Genomic DNA, 15,378 nt, shown 5'->3' on the forward strand with positions numbered 1-15,378 from the left:
CGTGGCCACATACCTGACTCCTGCCCTTGCCTGGCGCCGTCTTCGCGACGGCAATGAGCGTTTCGTCGCCGGCGAATCCTCCCATCCCAACCAGGACGCCTCGCGGCGATCCTCGCTTGTCGAGAACCAGCACCCCTTCGCTGTGATCTTCGGCTGCTCCGACTCCCGGCTTGCCGCCGAAATCATCTTCGACCTGGGGCTGGGGGACGCGTTTGTGGTCCGCACCGCGGGGCAGGTCATCGACGACGCCGTGCTCGGCTCGCTCGAGTACAGCGTCAGCGAACTGGGAGTTCCGCTGATCGTAATCCTCGGCCATGACAGCTGCGGCGCCGTGAGCGCCACTAAGGCGGCCGTGGAAACGGGCAATATGCCGATTGGTTTTATCCGCGACCTCGTCGAGCGCATCACACCCTCCGTCCTGACGTCCATGCGGAATAACCAGCACGACGTCAACGACATGGTCGTTGAACACGTCAAGCAGACATCGCAGCGGCTGGTGGACAGTTCACGGGTGATTTCCGCTGCCGTCGACAGCGGCCGGGCGGCCGTGATCGGGCTGTCGTACCGGCTGGCCGAGGGCCGGGCGGACCTGGTTTCCGGAATCGGTGAACTCTAGGGCACAGCGGACGCTCCGGCCGGTCTCCTGTTCACGGTTTTCGGTGCGGCGCCCGCTCCCAATAAGCTAGGCCCATGACTTCCATAGACGAGTTGAAATCTGAAGAATTCCGCATTGAGCACGACACCATGGGTGAAGTCCGCGTCCCGGTGAACGCCCTGTACCGCGCCCAGACCCAGCGCGCGGTCGAGAACTTCCCGATCTCCGGCAAGACCCTCGAACGCGCCCACATCGAGGCCCTCGCACGCGTCAAGAAGGCAGCCGCCCAGGCCAACGCGGAACTGGGAGTGCTCGACGGCGAGCTGGCCCAGGCGATCGCAGACGCCGCCGATGAGGTTGCCACCGGGAAGTACGACGGCGACTTCCCGATCGATGTCTTCCAGACGGGCTCCGGCACGTCCTCGAACATGAACACCAACGAGGTCCTCGCCGAGCTGGCCTCACGTGCGCTGAAGGCGGCCGGGAGTGACAAAGTTGTCCACCCGAACGACCACGTCAACGCTTCCCAGTCATCCAACGACGTCTTCCCGACGTCGGTGCACGTGGCCGCCACGTCCGCGCTGATCAACGATCTCATCCCGGCTCTGGGCTACCTGGCCGATTCCCTCGAGCGCAAGGCCGTGGATTTCAAGGACGTTGTAAAGTCCGGCCGCACGCACCTGATGGACGCCACCCCGGTCACCCTGGGCCAGGAGTTCGGCGGCTACGCCGCGCAGGTACGCTACGGCGTCGAGCGCATCAACGCTTCCCTCCCCCGGGTCGCCGAAGTACCCCTCGGCGGCACTGCCGTCGGCACCGGCATCAACACCCCGGCAGGGTTCCCGGAACGCGTCATCGAGCTGCTCGCGGCGGACACCGGGTTGCCGCTCACCGAGGCCCGTGACCACTTCGAGGCCCAGGCCAACCGTGACGGCCTGATCGAGGCCTCCAGCCAGCTGCGGAACATCGCGATCTCCTTTATGAAGATCAACAATGACCTCCGCTGGATGGGTTCCGGCCCCAACACCGGCCTCGGTGAAATCGCCATCCCGGACCTGCAGCCGGGATCCTCGATCATGCCGGGCAAGGTCAACCCGGTCATCTGCGAGGCCTCGATCATGGTCTGCGCCCAGGTGATCGGCAACGACACCGCGATCGCGTGGTCCGGCACCAACGGTGCCTTCGAACTCAACGTGGGCATCCCGGTCATGGCCGCGAACCTGCTCGAGTCCATCCGGCTCCTGGCCAACACCAGCCGCGTGATGGCCGACAAGATGATCGATGGCATCACCGCCAACGTTGAGCGCGCACGCTTCCTCGCCGAGGCGTCGCCGTCGATCGTCACCCCGCTGAACAAGTTCATCGGCTACGAGAACGCCGCCAAGATCGCGAAGAAGGCTGTCGCCGAAGGCCTGACCATCCGCGAGACCGTTGTGGCCATGGGCTTCCTGGAACGCGGCGAACTGACCGAAGAACAACTGGACACCGCCCTGGACGTTATGTCCATGACGCGTCCGCCGCACAAGGCCTAGCTGTCCTCAGCCAGCTCCGGGGCCCCGCCACGAATGCAGCAACCGGCACCGGACGGCGGCCGGCACCTTCCCCCGGGAAGGCGCCGGCCGCCGTCGTCGTTGCCGCTACAGCAAAGAACTGTCGCCGCCGGCCGACTCGCGCTCCTCGCTGGTGTAGGCGGCCGCAGCGGCGGCCTCCGCCAGGCTGGCTCCGCCGATCCGGGCCTCCCGCAGCCGGCGGGTCTTCGCGGATTGCACAGAGAACGCCGCGTCGACGTTTCCCGCCGCGTATGTCAACGCGTCTTCGGCCTTGATGCCAAGCCCGTGCGCGGTCAGCACGGCGTCCTGGTTGGCGCCCAAATAGGTGAATTGCCACCCCCACTGGCTCTGCTGCCGCTCCACGAGCGACTTCACCAGGGCAGCGCCCGCCTCCCGGGACGAGTTCTCGTGACCGTCCGTCAAAACCGCGACGAGGACGGTACCGGGCCGCTGATTCTCCGGCAGCCCGGACAGTTCGGAGCCTGCTTCTCCGATCAGCCGGACCATGGCGTCATGCAGTGCAGTCGAGCCCCGGGGCTGCAGGTCCAGCGGTGGGACGTCCTGGATGTCCACGGCCGCGTAGACGTGCTCGTAGCTGTCATCGAACTGGGCCAGCGACAGCCGGCACCGGCCCCGCCACGGCTTGCTGCTCGCGGACAAATGCAGCGAAACCGCCGACGGTGTCGTCGGCGATGGCGCTCATGGACCCCGAACGGTCCAGCAGGACGTAGATGTACGTCAGGGCTGAGTCGGTCATGATTCCCCCATTCCGGTCCGGGGAAGCCCGGGCCATGTTCCTCCGGCGGTATGCCGGATATCCGCAGACTACGGCCAGGCACCGACAGGAAACGATGCCGGCAGGAACGACGGCCAGCTCACCCGTCCCGGCGGTTGACGCACGGGCCGAAATCCACAGGGCCCTGCGGCCTTGGGGGATGCGGCGCCCCTGCTGTGCCTCACGGGATCAGCGCCGGTAGCGGACGGCCGCCTCGGGTTCGCTGGCCTGCCGGATCGATTCCAGATGGCCCGGCATCAGCTCCGGGAAGTCCGCAGGCAGGAACCAACCGACGGCCAGGGATTCGTCGTCGTTGACCCTGGCCTCACCCGAAACGTAGCGGCAACGGAAGGCCAGCGTCAGGAAATGGCAGACATCGCCGTTGGGGTAGTGCGTGGGACCGACGGTGTCCACGGAAACGAGCCGCTCGGTTTCGGCCACCACCCCGGTCTCCTCGAAGATCTCGCGCACCAGGCCCGGCGCCGGGTCTTCCCCCGGTTCCAGGATTCCGCCGATGACGCCCCAGCGGCCGTTGTCGGCCCGCTGGCCGAGCAGCACCCGGCCCGTATCGTCGAAAACCACTCCCCTGACCCCGGGAATCCAGAGCGTTGCGTGTCCGATTTTCTCGCGCAGCGCGAGGATGAAGTCCGGTATGGCCATGCCGCCAGCCTAATCTGCGTGCCGCTTCAGGCGGCGGGAAAGAGCATGGCCGCGGCTGTTCCGGCCAGCATAAAGGGTCCGAAGGGGATGGCCGATCCCAGGGTGCCGCGGCGCAGGGCGATCATGCCCAGGCTCCACAAGCCGCCGAATACGAAGGCCGCAAAGGCCCCGGCGGCGACATGGTGCCAGCCCAGGAAGCCCAGATACATCCCCAGGACGCCGGCGAGCTTGACGTCGCCAAAGCCCATGCCCGGGGGGTACACCGTGTGCAGGAGAAAATAGAACAGCCACATCACCGCCCCGCCGGCGAGGATCCGAAGACCCGGCAGGCCGAAAAGCGCGGCGGCATCGTCCGCAGGGACCGGGTCCGGTGCAGCCAGAACCGCCAGGGACGCCGCTGCGCCGAGCAGCAGCACCCCGGCGATCCCGTACGAGGGAAAGACAATCCGGTCCGGGAGCAAGTGGTGACGGACGTCGATGATGGTGAGCTGCACTGCCATGAGCACGAAGTACGCGCAGGCAGCCACCACCAGCCAGAAGGCGAGCGGGCTCACTGCACCGAGATTGCCGAGTCGTTCGATCACTCTCGGATGCTACTGCATCACTCCCCTGTAAGGGCCGTCCGTATGCGTGGACCGCACGCGTACACTGTGGATATGGCCGCATGGGACAGCAGAAACCGGCATGAGCCGCGGGCGTCCGGCGGCCGGCCCGGGCAGGCGGCGGCCTTTCGGAATCTGTGCCGGTCCTCGCCCTGGAAGTGGCAATCACTGCGGTTTGAATATCTGGACCGGCCCTTCGACGGCCCGGCCGGGACAGCAGACGGCGCAGCGGACCTGGTCCGGGCGTGGCTGCGGCGGCCCGGAGCACTGCGGCTTGAGACCGCGGCAGGGCTGGTCCTGCACAGCACCACCGGCATTAACGATTCCCGGGACGGTTTCTACGTCAGTTCCACCCGCAAGTCCTGGCTGCTGCCGCCCCGGCTGGTCAACCCCGTCTACGACGACGACGGACTGGTCAGGCGCCGGCCGGAGGCGGCCTACGGCGAACCTGGCTTTGGCAACGGCCGCTTTGCCGCGGCCCTGGACCCGGTGGAGCTGTCGGGAAACGCCCCGGTGCCGATGGAATTCCCGAACGCCAACCCCGTGGAACTGGAATCCATCAGCGAGGTTGACCACGAGGGCCGTCCCGCGCTGGAGGCCACGATCAGCCCCAACTCTTCGTACCGCCCGGGCGATCCCGGGGCGCCGCTGTGCCGGCCGGGCCGCACCCTCGTGAGGATCGACGCCGGCACAGGGGTCTGCGTCGCGAGCCGTTGGCTCGATGGCGGCACCGATGCCTACGGACACTGGCTGCGGATCCTGGCGGTGGACGAGTACATGCTGGACGACCTCTTCCTTGACCGCTCCATGAACCTCACGGACGTCCGCCGGCACATCAGCTGGGACGTGCCGGCCGATTGACCTTTGACCGGGCCGGTTGACTGGCGGCTGCGGCCCGCAGCGGCTAGGCTCCCCCGATGACTGATCCCGCCTCCTACTGGCCGCCCTTCGGCCTGACCCTGGCCACGCCCCGCCTGATCCTGCGGCCCATCCGCGACGAGGACATCCCGGCCGCAGTCTCCGCAGCACTCAGCGGCGTCCACGCACCGGGGCCGGAGCCCCTTCACCAGGCCGTGGGCCGAGGCACCGGCACACGAGCTGGGGCCGAATATGGCCCAGTGGTACTGGCGCTGCCGGGCAACCATGACCCCGGAGGCGTGGACACTGCTGCTGGGAATCTGGCACGAGGACGAGTTCATCGGCTGCCAGGACGTCGAGGCGAAGGACTTCGGCACCCTCAGGACCGTCTCCACCGGCTCGTGGCTGCGCCTGAGCGCCCAGGGCCAGGGACTGGGCAAGGAAATGCGGGCCGCCGTCGCGGCCTACGCCTTCGACTACCTCGGTGCTGACATCGCGGAATCCGAGGCGGCTGCCTGGAACGGCGCCTCCCTCGGGGTGTCCCGTTCGCTCGGTTACGAAATCAACGGGGTCACCCGGGCCAACTGGGGCGGCACACTTCAGGACGTCCAGAAGGTCCGGCTCACCCCCGCGACCTTCAAACGCCCGGACTGGACCCTCCACGTCGACGGCCACGAACCCACAGCCAAGTACCTGGGCATCTGACGACCGGCCCGGCCACGGCGAACGGCCGTGGCCGGGCGCAGCAACCGCCTAGATCTCCGTCTCCTCCAGCAACTCCGTGACGAGCGCCGCGATCGGCGAGCGCTCGGAGCGGGTAAGGGTCACGTGGCCGAACAGCGGGTGCCCTTTGAGAATCTCGACGACGGCAGCCACGCCGTCGTGCCGGCCGACCCGGAGGTTGTCGCGCTGGGCGACGTCGTGGGTCAGGACGATCTTTGAGTTCTGCCCGATCCGGCTCATCACCGTCAGGAGCACGTTCTTCTCCAGCGATTGAGCCTCGTCCACGATCACAAACGCGTCGTGCAGGGAACGGCCCCGGATGTGGGTCAGCGGCATCACTTCGAGCATGCCGCGGTCCATCACTTCCTCGACGACTTCCTGGCTGACCAGGGCGCCGAGGGTGTCAAAGACCGCCTGCGCCCAGGGGTTCATTTTCTCGGCCTCGGAGCCGGGCAGGTAGCCGAGCTCCTGACCGCCGACGGCATACAGCGGCCGGAAGACGATCACTTTGCGGTGTTCCCGCCGTTCCAGGACTGCCTCGAGTCCGGCGCACAGGGCCAGCGCGGACTTGCCGGTGCCAGCTCGTCCGCCGAGCGACACGATACCCACCGAGGGGTCCATGAGGAGATCGATGGCGAGCCGCTGTTCGGCGGAACGCCCGTGCAGGCCGAAGACGTCGCGGTCACCCCTGACGAGCCGGACCTGCTTGTCCGCCCCAACGCGTCCCAGTGCGGAGCCGCGGTTGGAGAGGAGGACCAGGCCGGTGTTGGTCGGCAGTTCGGCTGCGGCCGGGATAAAGACCGGCTCGTGGCCGTAGAGGGTTGCCACCTCTTCCTCGCTCGCGTCGATCTCGGCAACGCCTGTCCAACCCGAATCCTGGACGAGTTCGCTGCGGTATTCGTCCGCCGCCAGTCCCATTGCAGACGCCTTGACCCGCATCGGCAGGTCCTTGGACACGACCGTCACGTCGCGGCCCTCATTGGCCAGGTTCTTGGCGACCGCAAGGATCCGGCTGTCGTTGCCCGCCCCGCGGAAGCCGGAGGGCAAAACCTCCGCGGAGATGTGGTTCAGCTCCACCATCAGCGTGCCGCCCTCGCGCCCGATCGGGATGGGCCGGTCCAGGCCGCCGTGCTCAAGCCGCAGGTCATCGAGCAGCCGGAGCGCTTTGCGGGCAAAGTAGCCGAGCTCCGGGTCGTGGCGCTTGCCTTCGAGTTCGGTGATGACAACAATCGGCAGGATGACTTCGTGCTCCGCGAAACGCAGGAGGGCCCGCGGATCAGAAAGCAGCACGGAGGTGTCGATCACGAAGCTGCGGGCCGTGCCCCGGGTCCCTGTCCCTTCCCCGGAAACAGAAGGACCGGCCGCAGCGTTCGAACCCGCTGCTCCGGTCTTTGACGCGGCTCGCTTGTCGCGAGAAGTAGCTTTCCATCCCTGGTCGGAAACCACAACGGACAGGTTTTCAGAAGTAGCCACATCGACTCCAGCCCCGGGCGCACGCCCGGATTTGTTATTGGTGAGGCGGTTCGGCCTCGAGGCCGGACGCGGCCTCCCATACACCCGGTGCGACAATCCGCTCCATGTACTGGCCTCCCCGATCGACCGGCAAATTGCCCGCCGATGGGTCAAAGGTAAGTCTCCGTCAGCGCAATTACCAGACTATTTCCCGGCGATTCCTGTTGCGGGGAGGTAAACTCAAAATGAACGGCTCACGCGCCGAAGCGGCGCTGCCGCCCGGCGTAATCCCGCAACGCCCGGAGGAAGTCCACCTTCCGGAACGCCGGCCATAGCGCTTCGCAAAAATAGAATTCGCTGTAAGCGCTCTGCCACATCAGGAAGCCGGAGAGACGCTGCTCCCCCGAGGTGCGGATCACGAGGTCCGGGTCGGGCTGGCCCCGGGTGTACAGGAACCGGGAGATGTCTTCAACGCTGAGCCCGTCGGCCAGTTCCCCGATGTCCGCACCGCGGGCGACGGCGTCGTGCAGCAGTTCCCGGACGGCGTCGACGATCTCCCGCCGTCCGCCGTAGCCTACGGCGACGTTGACGTGGAGCTTTTCGTGGGCAGGGGTGCGGGCCGTGAGCTTGTTGAGCCGTTCGGCCAAATAGCCCGGCAGCAGCTCCGGGGCCCCCCATGGCATGCACGGACACGTTGGCATCCTCGTCGAGCCGGTCCAGGGTGTTGGCAATAATGCCCATCAGCAGGTCCAGCTCCTCGCCCGAGCGGTTCATGTTGTCGGTAGAGAGCATGTAGAGCGTGACGACCTTGACGCCGAGTTCCTGGCACCAGCCAAGGAACTCGTGGATCTTGGCGGCCCCGGCCTGGTGGCCCTGGCTCGTCGGTGCGTTGAACTGCCGGGCCCACCGCCTGTTGCCGTCAACCATCACTCCGATATGCCGGGGGATGCGTTCGGTGTCCAGTGACCGCTGGAGTTTACGCTCGTAGAAGCCATAGAGGAACCCGGGCATTTCCATCCGGAGCTTCACCTGACTTCCCTGAGGTATGACTGCAGTGCAAGTCCTAGGCTACCTGCCGCAGGAGGGAGCCGTGTGCGCGCCCGGGTCCGGTGGGGCCGGCGGCATGCTACCTGTGAGTAACATACCGGGCGGCGGGATATCATGGCGGCATGGAAAGCAAGAGCCCGGCGCCACGCCGGCGGCCAACGGACCGCGCGAACGGGGCGGTGGATGACGCCGCGATCCGGATAGCTGAACTCCTGATGATCAAACCCCAGTGGCGCGGCTGGATCCACACCGTCACCGCACCGCTGGCGTTCGCGGCCGGCCTCGTTCTCGTGATCCTGGCTCCGACGCCGGAAAAGAAAATCACGTCGGCGATCTATGCTCTCACCGGGGTTCTCCTGTTCGGCATCAGCGCCATCTACCACCGCGGCAACTGGTCCCCCGGTGTCAAAATTGTCCTGAAGCGGCTGGACCACACCAACATCATGCTGGTCATCGCGGGCAGCTACACTCCGCTGGCATGGTCACTGCTGGACCGGCCCAAGGCCGAGCTGCTGCTGTGGCTCATCTGGTCAGGAGCGATCCTCGGTGTGCTGTTCCGGCTGCTGTGGACGAATGCCCCCCGCTGGCTTTACGTGCCGATCTATATTGCCCTCGGCTGCGGAGCGCTGTTTTTCCTGCCGGATTTCTTCGCCGCCAATATCGCCTCGGCCGTGCTGATCTGCGTTGGCGGTGCCCTGTACATTGCCGGCGCCGTCTTTTATGCCCTCAAGAAACCGAACTTCAGCTACAAGCATTTTGGTTTCCATGAACTCTTCCACGCCTTCACCGTCTTTGCCTTCGCGGCGCACTACATCGCCATTGCGTTCGCCGTCCTGAGCTGACACCCCCCTGCTACGGGTCGCTTGAGCCGGTGGCGGTGCAGTCCCCTGCCGAGAGCGCGGCGCGCGCACCGGCCACCAGGACCGGGTCTGTGGCATCCAGTTCCTGTGCCCCGCCGCCGGGACCAGCCGGGTGCCGGTCCAGGACCACGACCCGCGCCGAGAGGTGCACGGCGGCCACGCCTGCGGCTGCCAGTGCCGGGATGTCCTCCAGCCGCACGCCGCCGCCTGCCATAATCTGCACTCCGTCCGGCGCGAGCCGGACCATGGCCGCCAGAGTGGCGAGCCCTTCAATACTGCAGACCGCCGCGCCGGAGGTCAGCACCCGGCTCACCCCCGACCCGGCCAGCCGGACCAGCTCCACCAGCGGGTCTGCTGTGGCATCCAGTGCCCGGTGGAAGGTCACAGGCAGGTCCCCGGCTGCGGCAGTGAAACGTGCCAGCACGTCCAGGTCGATCCGGCCGTCTGCAGTGAGCGCGCCAACCACCACGCCGCCCACCCCGGTGCCGGCCAGTGAAGTGATGTCAGCGCACATCGTGCGCACGTCCTCGTACGAGTACACGTAGCCGCCGCCCCGGCTGCGCACGAGCACGTGAACAAACCCGGCCCTTCCACCTGCGGCCTCCACAGCCAGCTGTACGGCGCCCATGGACGGCGTCAACCCGCCGGTCCGCAGCGCCGCGCACAACTCAACCCGGGTGGCCCCGCCTTCCAGGGCAATGCGCACTCCGGCGGCGTCCTGGACAGCAATCTCCAGATCAGTCATGCGACGGACCTTCTTTCAGCTCCGGCAACCCCGGGCCGGCCGGCATCGGTGCGCTGCCCGCCCGGGCGCTGCCGGCCCCGTCATTGACAAACGGCGGAGGGGAGGTCCATTGCCCTGCCCGCATGACGGCACAGACGGTGAGGCCCTCGTCGAGGACGACGAGGTCGGCGCGCTTCCCCGGCTCCAACGCCCCGACATCGGAGAGCCCCAGCATGGTGGCGGGGTGCTCCGTAAGGGCGGTGAGTGCTTCCCCGAGGGGCACGCCTGCCGCCTCCACGGCGTACCGGAGAGCCGCGTCCAGGGTCAGTGTGCTGCCGGCGATGCTGCCGCTGCCGGCCAGGCGGGGCCCTGTCCGTCGCGGACGTCAACGTCAAGGCCGCCGAGCCGGTAGCGGCCTTCGGGGGCGTCAGCGGCTGCCATGGCGTCAGTAACGAGAACTGCCCGCGCCGGGCTGTCGAAGATTCTCCTGATCATTGCGGGGTGAAGGTGAACACCGTCGGCTATCAGTTCTACGAACACATCCTTGTCTTCCAGCAGCGCTGTTGCCGGCCCGGGTTGGCGGTGATGGATGGGCCGCATGCCGTTGAAGACGTGCGTTCCCGCGGTGGCCCCGGCCTGGATGGCAGCCCGGGTTTGCTCGTAGGAGGCATCCGTATGACCGATGGCGGCGACGGCTCCGTAGCTGCAGATCTGCCGGACGGCGTCGAGTCCGCCGGCAAGTTCCGGGGCCAGGGTGACCATGCGCACCGTCCCGGCGCCTGCCTGCAGGAGATGGGCAACGTCGCCCCGGGCCGGGGCGCGCAGCAGTTCCGGAGCGTGCGCGCCCTTATGTGATGGGCTGAGCCATGGCCCTTCGAGGTGGATACCTGCCAGGTCCCCGCTGCGGACATGGGGCGCCAGCCTGCGGACGTGTTGTTCCAGCTGATCCAAGGGCGCGGTCACGAGGCTTGCCATGATTGTAGTTGTCCCGCGCCGCAGATGGGTCGTCGCGATGCGGCCGGCGGCGTCCGGATCCGGGTCGTCAAAGGACTGCCCGCCGCCGCCGTGGACGTGGGCATCGATGAAGCCCGGCACGAGGGTCATTGCAGTCCTGAAATCGGGATCGCGGGGTGGCTTCCCCCTGCCGACGGCGTGGATCTGTGCCTCCGAAATTTCAATCCAGCCTGGTTCCAGCCACTCGCCGGCGCTGAAAATGCGTGCTGCTTCGATGATCATAAGGTTGTGCTTCCGTTCGTCCGCCCCGGGCGGGCCCTGATGGCTGTGGGAGATCCTGCGGCTGGTCAGGCTCGTTGCAGTTTGCTGGCGGCGGCCTCGTCGAGGATGACGGTGACGTTCGGGTGGAGTTGGATCATGGAGGCCGGAAACTGCTCGGTGACCGGGCCTTCGATGGCCCGGGCCACGGCCTCCGCCTTACGGTGGCCATGGGCAATCAGCAGCAGGTGCCGGGCTTCGAAGATGGTGGCCAGGCCTTGGGTGATGGCGTGCGTGGGAACGTCTTCCAGCGAGTCAAAGAACCGCGCGTTGTCTGCCCGGGTGCTGTCGGCCAGTTCAACCACCCGGGTCCGGGAAGTGAACGCGGACGGGGGTTCGTTGAAGGCCAGATGTCCGTTGGATCCGATCCCGAGGACTTGGAGATCAATGCCTCCGGCCGCGCGGATGCGGTCTTCAAAGCCGGCCGCCTCGAGGGCGCCGTCCGCCGCCTCCCCATCCGGGGTGTGGATGAGCGCAGGGGCCAGTCCCAACCGGTCGACGACTTCGCGGCGGATGACCTGGGCGTAGCTGTGTTTGTGGGTGGAGCCCAGTCCGAGGTATTCGTCGAGGGAGAATCCGCGCACCCTGCCGAGGTCGAGGTTCTCCGCACCGAGGGCCTCGTAGAGCGGCATTGGTGATGAGCCGGTCGCCAGCCCCAGGACGGCATCGGGTTTCCCCCTGATCAGGGCGGCAACCATCAGGGCGCCGCTGGCACCGGCCTGGCCGGGGGTGCCGGTCTTGATGATTTTCACGTGGATTTCGTTGTTCCTGTCGTGCAACCGGGTGGCCCGGTTCGGATGGCTTGATATGTGTCGGCGGCCCGAGGATTCACTTCACGCTGCCGGCGGACAACCCGCCGATCAGGCGCTTTTCGATCAGCATAAAGAGGATCACTACCGGGACGACGGCGACGATAGAGACGCCGAAGACGTACTGCCAGGCGGAGTCATACTGGCCGACGAATCTGGTCAATGCGACGGAGAGCGGCTGATTCCCTGCCGTCTGCAGGATGACGAGGCTGGCCGCGAACTCATTCCAGCAGGAGACGAAGGTGAAGATGATGGCGGTGACGATACCCGGCCAAACCAGGGGGAGGTTGATCTTGAACAGGACGCTGAACCGCCCGGCGCCGTCAATCTGCGCTGCCTCATCGACTTCTTTGGGTACGCCGGCGAAGAAGCTGTGCATGATCCACACCGCGAAGGAGAGGTTGAAGGCGGCGTTGATCAAAATCATGGCGAGCCAGGTATCGGCAAGGTTCAGGGCGATCATCTCCCGGAACAGGCCCGCGGTCAGAACCGCGGGCTGCAGCATCTGCGTCACGATCACCAGGAACATAAAAACCATTTTTCCCGGGAACTTGAACCTGGCCGTGTAGTACGCGGCGGGGGTGGCGACCAGCAGAACCAGGATGGTGGCGCAGGAGGCAATGACGATGGTTGAGATCAGGTTTTGCGTCAGTGGCGTCTCCGGCGTTGACCACATGCTGGCGTAGTTGTCGAAGCGGGGCGTGGCCGGGAAGTACTCCGGGGGGACGCTGAGGATCTCCGGGCGGCTCTTCAGCGAGCCGATGGCCATAATTACATACGGGGAAAGGAAGGCCAGCGCGATAACCAGGCCGATCGCCATACGCAGCGCGACGCGGGGGCCGCTGGCCTGATCGCTGCCGTAACGCGTCTTGCGCGGCGCGGTGCGGACGACGGCGGGACTGGCCGTTGGTGTCCCGGCCACCGGCGGGAGCGTCGAATGTGCCATTAGTCCACTTCCTTCATGGGTTTTACGATTTTGATGTAGGCGGCAACGACCACCAGGACAATTGCGAAGTTCACGACGCTCATGGCGCTGGCGACATCCAGCCGCTGGTCGACCTGGATCCACTTGAACATGCGGGTGATGAGAGTGTCGGCGTCGTATCCGGGCAGCGAGCCGGTAATGAGTTTCAGAATCGCGAGGTTGTTGAAGACGTTGATGATGTTGATCAGTACTGCCACTGCGATGCTGTCGCGAAGCTGTGGCAGGATCACGCTGAAATAGGTGCGGGCCGGGGTGGCACCGTCCATCTTTGCGGCTTCGAGCACCTCTCCGGGTACACCCTGCAGGCCCGCGAGGATTGTGTAGGACGTGAACGGCAGGGAGACGAAGACTGCGATCACGATGGCGATGATGAACGCGGAGGGCATGCTCTTGGTGAAGCCGAAGGGGGCATCGATCACTTGCAGGTCCACCATGAACTTGTTGATGATGCCGTAGAAGGGGTCCAGGCCGTAGACGAACACGGTGGTGGTCATCACCACGCTGGCAGCCCAGGGCACAATCACGGCCATCCGGACCATGGTCCGTCCGGGGAAAGGCTTGTTCAGGAATTGTGCCAGCGCCAGCGACAGCACCACGGTGACGAGGACGACCGCGACAACCCATACCACGGTGTTGGTGAGCACGCGCGGGAAGGACGGATCGGCAAAGACCGTCGTGAAGTTTTTCAGTCCCGCGAACCCGGTGTCCGTCCCAAAGTTGCTGATCGAGCGGAATGCGTTGTAGATCATGTAGCCGGCAGGGAACAGGACTATCCCGACGATCAGCATCAGGCAGGGGCCAATCCAGGGCAGTGCCTTCCAGATGCTGTCCCGGCCACGGCCGGTCTGGGGCCCGCGGGGCGCACCCGGCCTGGCCGTTGGGGTGTCGGTGGTATCGGCTTTGGCGGCTGTTGTGCTCATGGGAGATTCTCCGGGGGGTGGAAGAGGGCGGATCTGTCAGGGGATGGCCGGCGGGTGACGTGTCCGTCAACCGCCGGCCATCCCTACGGCCTAGGAAGCGGCGTCCGCCTTGGCCTGGATTTCCTTCAGTACCGTGGCCGGGTCCTTCCCCTGCGCGATCTGGCCGATCAGCGACTGCACTGCGCCCTGGGTTGCGGTCCATGCCTTATTGGTGGACGGGTAGAACCTGGCGTTGGGCAGGAGGTCCAGGAACGGTTTCGTATCCGGGTTGGAGGCGAGTTTCTCGGCACCGGACTTGGTGGTGGGCAGGAATCCCTCGGCCTCGACCCACTGGGTGTAGACGTCGGTCGAGTAGAAGTAGTCCAGGAACTTCCTGATGGCGTCCTGCTTCTTGCCGTCATTTTTGAACGCCATCAGGTGGTCAGCGACGCCGAGAGTGAACGGTGATCCGTCTTTCGTGGGGATCGGGGCAATACCGTAGTTCAGCGCCGGGTTCTTTTCCTTGATCTGGCCCACGGTTGGAGGCAGTGCCTCGATCATTCCCAGCTGGCCCTGGATGAAGACGTTGATCAGCGGGGTGCGGTTGGTGGCGCCGGCGTCGGCCTGCGTGAGCTTTTCGTCCACCAGTTTCTGTATGAACGTGGCGCCTTCGAGGTTCTCCGGAGTGTCCACGGTGATCTTCTGGGCATCGCCATAGCCGCCGCCCGCACCGTAGAACCAGATGCCGGTTTCGCCCTGCGCCTCCTCGGAACCGAGCGGGAGCCCGTATCCGGGGACTCCGGTTTCCGTAATCTTCCGGGCAGCCGTTTCCAGTTCGTCCCAGGTCTTCGGAGGAGCGGAGATCCCTGCCTTGTCGAAGAGGTCCTTGTTGTAGAAGAGAGCGCGTGCGGACGCAATCAGCGGCATACCGTATTGGGCGCCGTCCACGGAGGCGTTCTTCGCGAAGGTGTCCTGGAAGTCCTTGGCCGTGGAGTCTGAGAGAACGTCCGTCGCCGGGTAGAGCAGCTGGTCATTGGCGAAGCCTGCGAAGGCATCGATGTTGAGGATATCCGGGGGCCTGCTGTCCCTGGATCTTGGTTTTCACGACATCGTTGATGTTGTCCCAGGACTGGACCTCAAGGTTCACCTTGAGGTCCGGGTTGCTGGCCTCGAAGTCCTTGATGATGCTTTCCCATCGGCCCTTTGTGCCGTCGGAGTAGCTCGGGACCAGAAGGTTGATGGTGTTTTCGCCGGCGCCGGCGTTGCCGCCGGATCCGCCGAATCCGCAGGCGGAGAGCAGCATGCCCGCTGCCGCAATTGAGGCGAGTGCGCCGGTGCGCAAGGACTTCTTCATTGTCTTCCTTTACGTTCAGGGGGTGCCATCCGCCTCCACCGCGGGCCTGGAGCAGGGAGCCTGCCGAGGCCTCGAAGGAAGGAATTTGACGATTCATGATGTTAGCGTCACTCAAAAATGCACTTCTAATCATCTTGTGTATCGATTGTCGCGTGATCCAGCTCTCAGGTCAACTCTTTTCTGTGACCAATTCCTCCGCCTGGCCGTCGAAAT

The 15,378-nt window shown here is 65.7% G+C and carries 17 protein-coding genes and 2 pseudogenes; 5 read left to right on the forward strand and 14 right to left on the reverse strand.

Annotated elements, in window-relative coordinates; translation table 11 throughout:
• Window position 1 precedes the first annotated feature (1 nt).
• Together KY499_RS06850 and KY499_RS06855 are read left to right on the forward strand one after the other, a co-directional pair.
• On the forward strand, window positions 2-616 hold the full coding sequence (locus KY499_RS06850) for a carbonic anhydrase (RefSeq protein WP_123254340.1): 615 nt from the start codon (window positions 2-4) through the stop codon (window positions 614-616).
• Between the two features lie 74 nt (window positions 617-690).
• Window positions 691-2,127 (forward strand): class II fumarate hydratase, encoded by a 1,437-nt coding sequence (locus tag KY499_RS06855; protein ID WP_123254339.1) that lies wholly within the window; start codon window positions 691-693, stop codon window positions 2,125-2,127.
• A 105-nt stretch (window positions 2,128-2,232) separates the two neighbouring features.
• Here the strand turns inward: KY499_RS06855 and KY499_RS06860 are convergent, their stop codons facing one another.
• The 4 genes from KY499_RS06860 to KY499_RS06870 all read right to left on the reverse strand — a co-directional run bounded on the left by KY499_RS06860 (window position 2,233) and on the right by KY499_RS06870 (window position 4,164).
• Complete coding sequence (locus KY499_RS06860; RefSeq protein ID WP_258190997.1) at window positions 2,233-2,805, reverse strand: VWA domain-containing protein; 573 nt, start codon at window positions 2,803-2,805, stop codon at window positions 2,233-2,235.
• Window positions 2,744-2,902: a hypothetical protein gene (locus KY499_RS18100; protein ID WP_258190998.1), complete on the reverse strand. Its 159-nt coding sequence runs from the start codon at window positions 2,900-2,902 to the stop codon at window positions 2,744-2,746. The genes KY499_RS06860 and KY499_RS18100 overlap by 62 nt, the downstream gene beginning before the upstream one ends.
• Before the next feature lie 207 nt (window positions 2,903-3,109).
• Window positions 3,110-3,580, reverse strand: coding sequence for an NUDIX domain-containing protein (locus KY499_RS06865; RefSeq protein WP_123254338.1), 471 nt, complete (start codon window positions 3,578-3,580; stop codon window positions 3,110-3,112).
• 26 nt (window positions 3,581-3,606) lie between these two features.
• Entirely contained in the window at window positions 3,607-4,164 is a 558-nt protein-coding gene (locus KY499_RS06870; RefSeq protein ID WP_123254337.1) for an A24 family peptidase, read from the reverse strand.
• 72 nt (window positions 4,165-4,236) lie between these two features.
• On the opposite strand from KY499_RS06870, the gene KY499_RS06875 reads away from it, so the two are divergent.
• Together KY499_RS06875 and KY499_RS06880 are read left to right on the forward strand one after the other, a co-directional pair.
• Window positions 4,237-5,043: a hypothetical protein gene (locus KY499_RS06875; RefSeq protein WP_219886604.1), complete on the forward strand. Its 807-nt coding sequence runs from the start codon at window positions 4,237-4,239 to the stop codon at window positions 5,041-5,043.
• Between the two features lie 56 nt (window positions 5,044-5,099).
• Window positions 5,100-5,745: pseudogene (locus KY499_RS06880) on the forward strand (GNAT family N-acetyltransferase).
• A gap of 48 nt (window positions 5,746-5,793) precedes the next feature.
• Here KY499_RS06880 and KY499_RS06885 read toward each other — a convergent pair.
• Together KY499_RS06885 and KY499_RS06890 are read right to left on the reverse strand one after the other, a co-directional pair.
• Window positions 5,794-7,236 (reverse strand): PhoH family protein, encoded by a 1,443-nt coding sequence (locus KY499_RS06885; RefSeq protein WP_219886605.1) that lies wholly within the window; start codon window positions 7,234-7,236, stop codon window positions 5,794-5,796.
• A 233-nt stretch (window positions 7,237-7,469) separates the two neighbouring features.
• Window positions 7,470-8,232 (reverse strand): annotated as a pseudogene (locus KY499_RS06890) (isoprenyl transferase).
• 230 nt (window positions 8,233-8,462) lie between these two features.
• On the opposite strand from KY499_RS06890, the gene KY499_RS06895 reads away from it, so the two are divergent.
• Window positions 8,463-9,104, forward strand: coding sequence for a hemolysin III family protein (locus KY499_RS06895; protein WP_308813101.1), 642 nt, complete (start codon window positions 8,463-8,465; stop codon window positions 9,102-9,104).
• 10 nt (window positions 9,105-9,114) lie between these two features.
• Here KY499_RS06895 and KY499_RS06900 read toward each other — a convergent pair whose 3' ends face one another.
• The 8 genes from KY499_RS06900 to KY499_RS18110 all read right to left on the reverse strand — a co-directional run bounded on the left by KY499_RS06900 (window position 9,115) and on the right by KY499_RS18110 (window position 15,165).
• Window positions 9,115-9,867: a copper homeostasis protein CutC gene (locus tag KY499_RS06900; protein WP_219886607.1), complete on the reverse strand. Its 753-nt coding sequence runs from the start codon at window positions 9,865-9,867 to the stop codon at window positions 9,115-9,117.
• Window positions 9,860-10,129, reverse strand: coding sequence for an amidohydrolase family protein (locus tag KY499_RS18105; protein ID WP_258190999.1), 270 nt, complete (start codon window positions 10,127-10,129; stop codon window positions 9,860-9,862). The genes KY499_RS06900 and KY499_RS18105 overlap by 8 nt, the downstream gene beginning before the upstream one ends.
• Window positions 10,130-10,170: 41 nt before the next feature.
• Window positions 10,171-11,082 carry an N-acetylglucosamine-6-phosphate deacetylase gene (locus KY499_RS06905; protein WP_258191000.1) on the reverse strand — a complete coding sequence of 304 codons (912 nt, stop codon included), beginning with the start codon at window positions 11,080-11,082 and terminating at the stop codon, window positions 10,171-10,173.
• A 65-nt stretch (window positions 11,083-11,147) separates the two neighbouring features.
• Window positions 11,148-11,870: a glucosamine-6-phosphate deaminase gene (locus KY499_RS06910; protein ID WP_375141126.1), complete on the reverse strand. Its 723-nt coding sequence runs from the start codon at window positions 11,868-11,870 to the stop codon at window positions 11,148-11,150.
• Between the two features lie 76 nt (window positions 11,871-11,946).
• On the reverse strand, window positions 11,947-12,873 hold the full coding sequence (locus tag KY499_RS06915; protein WP_219886608.1) for a carbohydrate ABC transporter permease: 927 nt from the start codon (window positions 12,871-12,873) through the stop codon (window positions 11,947-11,949).
• Window positions 12,873-13,832, reverse strand: coding sequence for a carbohydrate ABC transporter permease (locus KY499_RS06920; RefSeq protein ID WP_219886609.1), 960 nt, complete (start codon window positions 13,830-13,832; stop codon window positions 12,873-12,875). Before KY499_RS06920 ends, KY499_RS06915 begins: the two co-directional genes overlap by 1 nt.
• A gap of 90 nt (window positions 13,833-13,922) precedes the next feature.
• Window positions 13,923-14,879, reverse strand: a complete 957-nt coding sequence (locus tag KY499_RS06925) for an extracellular solute-binding protein (protein WP_308813102.1) — start codon at window positions 14,877-14,879, stop codon at window positions 13,923-13,925.
• A complete protein-coding gene (locus KY499_RS18110; protein ID WP_258191001.1) occupies window positions 14,842-15,165 on the reverse strand; it encodes a hypothetical protein in 324 nt (107 codons plus the stop codon). Before KY499_RS18110 ends, KY499_RS06925 begins: the two co-directional genes overlap by 38 nt.
• Window positions 15,166-15,378 lie beyond the last annotated feature (213 nt).

Source organism: Arthrobacter sp. PAMC25284 (genome assembly GCF_019443425.1).
Taxonomy (GTDB): domain Bacteria; phylum Actinomycetota; class Actinomycetes; order Actinomycetales; family Micrococcaceae; genus Arthrobacter; species Arthrobacter oryzae_A.